The organism is Mesorhizobium sp. M7D.F.Ca.US.004.03.1.1, from assembly GCF_003998635.1.
In the GTDB taxonomy this organism is placed as follows: Bacteria; Pseudomonadota; Alphaproteobacteria; order Rhizobiales; family Rhizobiaceae; genus Mesorhizobium; species Mesorhizobium loti.
Genome location: NZ_RZQG01000184.1, coordinates 1 through 8,176, shown reverse-complemented (window position 1 = coordinate 8,176; position 8,176 = coordinate 1). Strand labels below are relative to the sequence as shown.

Sequence of the window (8,176 nt, the reverse complement as noted above, 5' to 3'; positions counted from 1 at the left end):
CGTCAGCGCAGTCATCATCATGGCGACGGTGCCGCTTGGCCTCGCCTGCGCAATCTTTGCGCTGCTCCTCAGCGGCACCAGTCTCAACGCCTACAGCCAGATCGGCCTGGTGCTGCTGGTCGGCGTCATGGCCAAGAACGGCATCCTCATCGTCGAATTCGCCAACCAGCTGCGCGATCGCGGGCTTGGCGTGCGCGAAGCGATCGAGCAGGCCTCGATCATCCGCGTGCGGCCGGTAATGATGACGATGATCTGCACCGTGCTCGGCGGCTTGCCACTGGTTCTGGCGAGCGGCGCCGGTGCCGAGGCGCGCGTCGCACTTGGCTGGGTCATCGTTGGCGGATTGGGGCTGGCCACCGTCTCGACGCTGTTCCTGACGCCGGTCGCCTATCTCCTGCTTGGCCGCTTCGTCACGCCGAAAACCCATGAGGAAGCGCGGCTGAAGCGCGAGCTCGAGGAAGCCGCCTACACCAATGTAGAGCCCGCGGAATAGAGACATTCCAGGAAAGTGTGTGGCGGTTTTCCGCCGCTACTTCAGCAATCGGCCTTCGATCGACCAGCGCGCGGCGAGGAAATTCAGCACCGCCGCCACCACGACACCGCCGATCTTTGCCGGCCACACCCCGGCGATGCCGGCGAACAGCGCGATCGAAAGGCTGGAGACGCCGAGCGAAATCAGCCCCCCAAGCGAGGCGAAGCGAAGGAACGCGTCATGCAGCCGGATGGCTCGATTGCGCTCGAACGACCAGAAGCCATTCGCCGCGAACGAGAAGGTGACGGCGATGAACCAGGCGGAGATGTTGGCGGGCAGCGGCGAAACTCCGAGCTTGAGCAGCAGGAAGAAGCTGGCAAGGTCGATGGCGGTGTTGGCAAGCCCGACAATGGCAAAGCGGACGATCTTGTTGCCGGTCGAACGCGGGGGTCGCTCGGCGTCGCTCATCCCTTGCCATCCATGATTGTGACATCGGCGCGGGCCAGGCTGGCGCCGAACGCGTCCGATGCCAGGGCCGCGAATTCGACCTCGCGCACGCCTTGCATCGTGTCGCGCGCGCGCAGCGTCTCGTCGACATGGCCGGGGTGGCACATGAACAGCCCGCGTTCCGGCAGTGCCTCGACTGCGGCCTGCAGCACGGAAGCGAATTTTTCGGGTTGCCGCCAGTCATAGATGCCGGTGAGCGGCTCGAAAAGGGTGAAGCCGGCGCGCCGCATCGACCGGTTGAAGCCGGCGGCGAGCGCAGCAATAGCAGCTACTTTCGGCACCGAGGCGAATTGGCCCGCCAGTGCCGGGGCGCCGCGCAGCGCCGGCCTGTCGCTTCCTTCGCCAAGGCGCGCGCGCAGCCATGTGCGCACGACGGGAAGGAAATGCACATGCTGATGCCCGTCGACGAAATCGGGGCGGCGCCCGAGCGCCTCGACGAAGCGGCTGTACTGGGCGTCGAGCTCGGCATGGACATCGCGATCGTCGATGCGGCCGCGCAGAACAGGCAAGGCCAGCGCGCGGAGCGGCGGCAGCCGACCTTCCGGCGCCAGACTCGACCGGCCGGTGACCGCCGGCTGGTCGGTCAACGTGAGATGCAGCCCGACCGCGACACGGCCGCACAGAGGTTTGATGCGCGCCGCCTCTCCCGCCCACTCCGGAAAGCCGGTCATGCAGCTGGTGCCGGTCAGGCGGCCGCGATCGAGCAGGTCGAGAATCCCGGCGGAAACGCCGGGCGCCAGGCCGTAGTCGTCGGCGATCAGGCGGATGCGCCGTGTCATCTGTCGGAAGCGCCCGGCTCCGGCCTGTCCGCGGAGACCTCGCTGCGCACGACATCGCGCACGAGATAGACCGGTCGATCCTTGCTCTCGCTGAGCGTGACCCAGACATATTCGCCGATCAGGCCAAGCAGGGTCAGGTTGAGGCCGCCGAGCAGGACGACGGCGACCAGCAGGCTGGGGTAGCCCGGAACGGCAATTCCGTAGAAGATCACCTCGAAGAACACCTTGGCGCCGTAGATCCCGCCGGCCAACGCCGCGAGCAGCCCGCTAAGGCTGATCAGGCGCAGCGGAATGACGGAAAACGAGGTGAAACCCTCCAGCGAGAAGGCGATCAGGTTAAGCCGGCTCCACTTCGACGTGCCGCTGGCACGGCCTTCCGGTGAATAGGGCAACGCCTTCTGGCGAAAGCCCGCCCAGGCGAACAGGCCCTTGTTGAAGCGCCGCTTGTCACGCAGGCTGGTCAGCGCGCGCGCGACAGCGCCGCGCATGACGCGAAAGTCGCCGGCATTTTCGGGAATGTCGAAACGCTGGCTCGAGTTGATGAGGCTGTAGAAAAGCCGGGCCAGTTGGCTGCGCCGCCAGCTCGCCTCACGGCGGTCGTTCTGCGCATAGACGACGTCGATGTCCGGATGGTCCACCAGCTCGGCGATCAGCTTCAGGCTGATGTCCAAGGAATGCTGGAGGTCGGCGTCCATGATCAGCACCATGTCGCCGCGCGACTGGTCGAGGCCGGCGAGTACAGCGACTTCCTTGCCGAAATTACGGCTGAGGCGCACGATCTCCCACGACCCAGTCAGTGCCTGCGAGAACCGTCCGGCGCCGTCGTCACGGCTGCCGTCGTCGACCAGGATCTTGTGCACCGTCATGCCGAAGCGCTGTGCCACGGCCGCTTCGAGCTCGCCGAGCAGGCGCGCGAAGGCCGATGCCGATGGCGCCTCGTTGAAGAACGGCGCGACGATGTCGAGTGTCGGCCGCAAATCAGCCATTAGCGATCCCCGCATTCACCACCTTGTCCCTTGCCTTGGCCCAGAACCACCAGATCAGCGAACCGGCAATGAGAGTGACCGCGATAGGCCGGAACCAGGGGAAGAGGAAATCGTGCACATGGCGCTCGACGCCGCTCAGCCCGGTCAGGAACAACACCGTGGACAGCACTGAGGCGAGAGCGCCCCCTCGTTCTTCGCGCCACAACAGCGCGATGGCGAGACCGGCGGGTACGGCGATCATCGCATAGGTGTTGGGCTCGACGCGCGGGTTGAAGACGCACATGTAGAAAGTGGCCGTCAGGAAGATCGCCAGCCCCGCCGGTCCGCGTTCGAGCTTGCGGTCGAACCAGATGACCGCCGAGAGCGTAAATAGGGCCATGATGATGCGCACGATCGTGGCACCGAATTCCGGAATCGGCAGCCCCATTCTGGTGAATGGCGCCGTGAAATCGGTGGGCACGAAATGGCTGGTGTTGTCGACGGCCATAGAGGTCAGCATCTGGGCGAAGACACGATACTGATCGTTGAGATAGGCGGCGGGAGCGAAAGCGTAAGGCAGCGCCAGCACGAACAGCACCGCCAGCACCAGCACCGGTATCAACCGGAGCCGAAGGGCTCCTATCAACAACACCATTATGATCGCGGTCGGCTTGGCGATGATGGCAAGCGAGGCCCAGAAGAACGTCTCCGCCCGCCGCCCTTCCAGCGCCGACAATGTGAGTAGCCAGCAGGCGCCGGTCAAAAGGATCGTCGCCTGCCCGTTGCGGATCGCCCCAGCCGCCATCGGCAAAGCGAGGAAAAGGCCGAAAGAGAGCAGCCACATCAAATCGCCGCCGCCGAGCTTTCGCACCTGCCGCATCGCGGCGTAGGTCAGCACCGCGAAGCCAAGGGTGTGCCACACCACGCCGCCCAGATGCGGACCGAGTTTGACGATTGGAATATAGAGCGCCGCAAAGGCCGGCGCGTACAGATACCCCATCTCGGATTGGGTGTCGTAGAGGGGCAGACCGGCCAGAAGCGCCTCGCTGCCGCCTATATAGGCCTTCCATACCGTCCGCGTGTGGGGCGACCACAGAACCAAGACAAGAACGACTAGAAACGCTCCGATCCACAGGCCAAAACCCAAACGGTCGAAAACCGGCTTGGAAATCGTCATCAAGGCACCCCACATCACCCCGGAACAAGTTCAGTCCAACCCTGTCCCGGCAATCGATGGCGGCGGCATATCACGGACAAAGCGGCGTGGCATAGGGGGCTTGATGAACGCAAAAGGCCACACCTCATTCGCCGCGAACGCCAGATTCCACCTTCGCGATCGCCGCCGCGAGGCAGACGACCCGATCAATCGCCGGTGAATTCAGGCAGACGAAAATAGGGGTTGCGTGGATCATAGGGATATTTTGGCTCGCCTTTGCCCACTGAAACAGCGCCGGCGATCAGCACCCCTTTCGGACCAAATTGATAGTCGATGCCGGCACAAAGGTAGGCGAGATCCTGATAGTTGAAACTGCGCAGCGCACTACCACCCTCGAATGCGGCCGCTTTGAGTTGCTCAGGCGTCAGCGGGCCGATCATCCTGTCGCGATAGGCTTTGATCTTGGCCTTGTTGAGTCTGGAGGACTGACATGCGGCGCCGATGACCCGCGCCAGCATGATGTTCCTGACCGCGGTCCCGGCAGGATCATCCAGAGGGGTGGAATATTTCTTGAGAAAGTAATTCGTATTCGGATCGTTCGTCATCGCCTTGCGCCAAAACGGCGGGAACTTTTCGGCGGCTTGTGCACCAATGGTACAGGACATCGACATCAGCACGATCGGGACAAACCACCATTTTCTCACAAGCAGCCCCTTTTTTGCAGATACCGGACTTCCTCTCGCCCAGCCATTCTCGTTCAAGGCCGGATGAACACCTTGCCGTTGGGCTTGGCCAGTTCGGCCGGCAGCCGCGCCATGGCTTCGGCAAGCGGCACCACCGCTGTCACGTCGGTCGACCAGCGCCCGTCGGAAAACCGCTTTTGCGCTTCCAGGATCGCCGGGCCACGGCGGTCGCGGAACTGGCGCATCCACTCGCTCAGCCAAAAACCTTCGATATGTTTGTGCTGGAAGATCAGTTGGCCGGGCTCGCGGATAACAGTGGCTTCGGGATCGAGCCGCCCGTAGATGATCCAGCGCGAACGCTTGGGCATGGCGTCGAAGATGGCGGAGGCCAACGGCCCGGTCACCGCGTCAAGGAAGATGCGCGGCTGTTCGGTCTTCATCACCTCGCGCAAAGCCGTCTTGAAATCCGGCGCCTTTTCGTTGAGGACGTGCGCCGCGCCAAGCGCTTTCAGCGTCGCGATCTGATCGTCGCGGCGCACGGTGACGATTGGCTGGAACCCCTCTTCGCTGGCCAGGCCGATGATCAGCTTGCAGAGCTGGCTGGCGCCCGCGGTCATGACGAAAGCCTTTTCGCCTTCCTGTTTGACGATGTCGAACATCGCGAGCGCGGTGAGCGGGTTGACGATCATCGCCGCGCCATCCTCGTCGCGGACCGTGTCGAGCAACGGGATGCAGGCAGCAGCCTCGGCGACGGCATAGTCGGCCCATGAGCCCCAGTTGCTGACGCCGGTGGCAAAAGCAACGCGCTTGCCGATCAGGCTTTTGGGATAGGGCTCGTCACCGCTGGCGACGACGGTGCCGACACCCTCGAAACCGGCCGGCTGGCCCTTGGCGCGCGGCTGGCCGTACTGGCCCTTGATGAAGGCGATATCGGACGGGTTGATCGAGGCGAGGCTGACCTTGATCAGCACCTGCGTCGGCCCGGGTGTCGGCACCGCGATGTTGCCCGGCTCGAGATAGGGCTCCATCGCCTCCAGCACACTGCCGCTCGGCGTCCTGGTGTAGCCATCGCCGACCAGCAACAGCGCCTTCATTTCGGAGGGGACGGTCATTGGAACACTCCTTGCTTGGACCTGTCGGCATCGCCTGATGACGATGCCGGCGCTCAGACCTTTTCCTGCGTATATTTTTTCAGCTCGGTGCGCGCCACCTGCCGGCGATGCACGGCGTCAGGCCCGTCGGCAAGGCGCAATGTGCGCAGATGCGTCCACGACCGCGCCAGCGGCGTGTCCTGGCTGATGCCTTGCGCGCCGAACATCTGCACTGCCTCGTCGGTGACCTTGAGCGCAACGCGGGGTGCGATCACCTTGATCTGGCTGATCCAGGGAGCCGCGGCGCGCGCATCGCCCTGGTCGATCATCCACGCCGCCTTGAGGCAGAGCAGGCGGGCCATCTCGATCTCCATGCGGCATTCGGCAATGATGTCGAAATTGGCGCCGAGCTTTGCCAGGGGCTGACCGAAGGCCTCGCGGCGCACGGAACGCTGGCACAGCATCTCCAGCGCCATCTCGGCCTGGCCAATGGCTCGCATGCAGTGATGGATGCGGCCGGGACCGAGCCGCCCTTGCGCGATCTCGAACCCCCTGCCCTCGCCGAGAATCAGGTTCGACGCCGGTATCCGCACATTGTCGAAGCGAAGGTGCATATGGCCATGCGGCGCATCGTCATCGCCATAGACCTGCATCGCTCGCACCTTGGTCACGCCTTTGGTGTCTGATGGCACCAGGATCATCGAATGACGACGGTGCTGCGGCTCTTCATCGCCGCCGGTCCGGACCATGACGATGTAGATGGCGCAGCGTGGATCGCCGGCCCCTGAGGCCCACCATTTCTCGCCGTTGAGCACATAGTCGTCGCACTGGCGTTCGCAGCGCATGGCGATGTTCGTGGCGTCGGACGAGGCGACGTCCGGCTCGGTCATCAGATAGGCCGAGCGGATCTTGCCGTCCAGCAGCGGCTTCAGCCATTCTTTCTTGTGGTCGGCCGAGCCGTACCGCTCCAGCACCTCCATATTGCCGGTGTCGGGCGCCGAGCAGTTGAAGGTCTCGGCGCCGAGATGCGCCTTGCCCATCTCCTCGGCCAGATAGGCATATTCGACGGTGGAAAGGCCGTAACCGCGTTCAGAACCGGTCAGCCAGAAATTCCATAGGCCGCGCTCTCTTGCGGTCTTCTTCAGCCCTTCGAGGATCTCGCTCTGGCGCGCACTATAGACCCAGCGGTCGCCTTCCTTGCCCACTTCGCCCAGAAACTCCTTGTCGAGCGGCATGATTTCGTCGCGCACCATGGCGGCGACGCGCGCGTGGATCGGCTTCAGCCGCTCGGTCATGCCGAGATTCATCTCCGTCATCGGTCGCTAACCCTTCATACATGCCAGGCATTTTGTCAGTGGCAAGGATGACCGTACTTCGGATAGCCTTGTCAACGCGAACTGTTTTGCCCGCATGCCGAGCACTGAGGATTGTGATGAGCTATCTGGACGAGCTGTTTTCGGTGGCCGGCAAAACCGCGCTGGTGACGGGTGCCGCGACCGGTATCGGCCGCATGGCGGCGACCGCGTTGGTGCAGGCCGGCGCCAGTGTGATGATCGCGTCGCGCAAGGGCGATGACTGCATCAAGGTCGCTGCCGAGTTGAACGAACTTGGTGCACCGGGCCGGGCGGAAGGCTTTGCCGGCGATGTCTCCAGCGAAGCCGGCATTGCCGCACTCGTCGCCGAGGTCAAGGCGCGGACCGGGAAACTCAATATTCTCATCAACAACGCCGGCGTCTCCTGGGGCGCGCCATTGGAGAGCTTTCCCTATTCAGCATGGGCCAAGGTGCTCGGTGTCAACGTCACCGCGGTCTTCCATCTGACGCGCGAATTGCTGCCGCTGCTCGATGCCGCCGCCAGTGACGCCGATCCGGCCAGGGTGATCAACCTGGGTTCGGTGATGGGCACGCAGCCGCTGGCCGACGACGCCTATTCCTACACCGCCTCGAAGGCCGCGGTTCATCATCTGACGCGCACACTGGCGCTCGAGTTCGCCGCCCGCCGCATCACCGTCAACGCTTTCGCCCCCGGCCCCTTCCAGAGCCGCATGACGGCGTTTGCCACCGGCACGCAAGAACAGGCCACACATGTCGGCGGCCATGTTCCGATCGGCCGTATCGGGGCGCCGGATGACATTGCCGGCGCAACGCTCTATTTGTGCAGCCGTGCAGGCAGCTATGTCACCGGAGCCATCCTGCCGATCGACGGCGGACAGTCGGTGCAGCATGGGCTGACGCTGTTCAAGGAATGACATTTTCCGGCCACAGAAGCCGGAGGTGAACTGGAGGACATGAGCGTGGAACCGATCAGTCTCGATGTGCTTCTGGCCAATGTTGGCAAGGAGGTTGGCGTGTCGCCGTGGCGGGTGGTCACGCAACGCATGATCGACCAGTTCGCCGATGCCACCGACGACCACCAGTTCATTCACTGCGACCCCGAGCGGGCCATGCGCGAGACGCCGTTCGGCGGCACCATCGCGCACGGCTTCCTGTCGCTGTCGCTGTTGTCGGCGATGACGTTCGAGAC

Annotated in this window: 10 protein-coding genes; 3 read left to right on the top strand and 7 right to left on the bottom strand. The window is 63.8% G+C overall.

Annotated elements, in window-relative coordinates; all coding sequences use genetic code 11:
- Positions 1–493 (top strand): efflux RND transporter permease subunit (locus EN935_RS13220; protein ID WP_164771111.1); only part of this gene is annotated, 493 nt, incomplete at its 5' end.
- A 36-nt stretch (positions 494–529) separates the two neighbouring features.
- On the opposite strand, the gene EN935_RS13215 is transcribed toward EN935_RS13220, so the two are convergent.
- The 7 genes from EN935_RS13215 to EN935_RS13185 all read right to left on the bottom strand — a co-directional run bounded on the left by EN935_RS13215 (position 530) and on the right by EN935_RS13185 (position 6,969).
- Positions 530–940, bottom strand: coding sequence for a GtrA family protein (locus tag EN935_RS13215; RefSeq protein ID WP_127373364.1), 411 nt, complete (start codon positions 938–940; stop codon positions 530–532).
- Positions 937–1,758 (bottom strand): ChbG/HpnK family deacetylase, encoded by an 822-nt coding sequence (locus EN935_RS13210; protein WP_127265716.1) that lies wholly within the window; start codon positions 1,756–1,758, stop codon positions 937–939. The genes EN935_RS13215 and EN935_RS13210 overlap by 4 nt, the downstream gene beginning before the upstream one ends.
- Positions 1,755–2,744 (bottom strand): glycosyltransferase family 2 protein, encoded by a 990-nt coding sequence (locus tag EN935_RS13205; protein ID WP_127265717.1) that lies wholly within the window; start codon positions 2,742–2,744, stop codon positions 1,755–1,757. Before EN935_RS13205 ends, EN935_RS13210 begins: the two co-directional genes overlap by 4 nt.
- Positions 2,737–3,900: a glycosyltransferase family 87 protein gene (locus EN935_RS13200; RefSeq protein ID WP_127265718.1), complete on the bottom strand. Its 1,164-nt coding sequence runs from the start codon at positions 3,898–3,900 to the stop codon at positions 2,737–2,739. The genes EN935_RS13205 and EN935_RS13200 overlap by 8 nt, the downstream gene beginning before the upstream one ends.
- Positions 3,901–4,085: 185 nt before the next feature.
- Positions 4,086–4,640, bottom strand: a complete 555-nt coding sequence (locus EN935_RS13195) for a hypothetical protein (protein WP_164757937.1) — start codon at positions 4,638–4,640, stop codon at positions 4,086–4,088.
- Positions 4,637–5,674 (bottom strand): zinc-binding dehydrogenase, encoded by a 1,038-nt coding sequence (locus EN935_RS13190; protein WP_127373363.1) that lies wholly within the window; start codon positions 5,672–5,674, stop codon positions 4,637–4,639. Before EN935_RS13190 ends, EN935_RS13195 begins: the two co-directional genes overlap by 4 nt.
- Before the next feature lie 53 nt (positions 5,675–5,727).
- A complete protein-coding gene (locus EN935_RS13185) occupies positions 5,728–6,969 on the bottom strand; it encodes an acyl-CoA dehydrogenase family protein (RefSeq protein WP_127264915.1) in 1,242 nt (413 codons plus the stop codon).
- Between the two features lie 116 nt (positions 6,970–7,085).
- Between EN935_RS13185 and EN935_RS13180 the strand changes: the two genes are divergently transcribed.
- Entirely contained in the window at positions 7,086–7,901 is an 816-nt protein-coding gene (locus EN935_RS13180) for an SDR family oxidoreductase (RefSeq protein ID WP_109659178.1), read from the top strand.
- Positions 7,902–7,940: 39 nt separating this feature from the next.
- The coding region (locus tag EN935_RS13175; RefSeq protein ID WP_281040333.1) for a MaoC/PaaZ C-terminal domain-containing protein at positions 7,941–8,176 on the top strand (236 nt) is incomplete at its 3' end.